Source organism: Dietzia sp. B19 (assembly GCF_014145155.1).
GTDB classification, from domain to species: Bacteria; Actinomycetota; Actinomycetes; order Mycobacteriales; family Mycobacteriaceae; genus Dietzia; species Dietzia natronolimnaea.
Genome location: NZ_JAALED010000573.1, coordinates 23,102 through 23,540, shown reverse-complemented (window position 1 = coordinate 23,540; position 439 = coordinate 23,102). Strand labels below are relative to the sequence as shown.

Genomic DNA, 439 nt, shown 5'->3' with positions numbered 1-439 from the left:
CAGCGGGCCGCTCGGTCTCAGCCTTGGGCCGAGTGGTGCGCGGCGACTTGGCCCTCTGGACCCCCTTGAGTCTTTCAGCTCTCATGAGGCGTTCGACGGTGCAGCGGGCGACCTGGTGGCCGGCGCGTCCCATCTCCTTCCACATCTTGCGGGCGCCGTACACGTGGTAGTTCTCCTCGTACATCGTGGTGATCGCGGCCGTCAGTGCGGCGTCACGGACAGACCGCGCTGAGGGCGGTCGGGTCTTGGCGGCGTAGTAGGACGAAGGCGCGATCGCGGCGCTGGTCTCGACCAGTGCGTCGCAGATCGGCTGGACACCGTGCTCGTCCTTGTAGCGGTCGATGAACTCGACCTTCAGCGCTGTGGACGGTCCAGCTCCGCAGCGAAAAAAGCCGACGCCTGCTTCAAGATCGTGTTTGCTCGCCGTAGCTCGCGGTTT

The 439-nt window shown here is 65.6% G+C and carries 1 protein-coding gene; it reads right to left on the bottom strand.

Annotated features, from left to right (window positions below; translation table 11 throughout):
- Nucleotides 1-439: IS3 family transposase (locus G6020_RS16685; RefSeq protein ID WP_194306186.1), on the bottom strand; the 439-nt coding region annotated here is incomplete at both ends.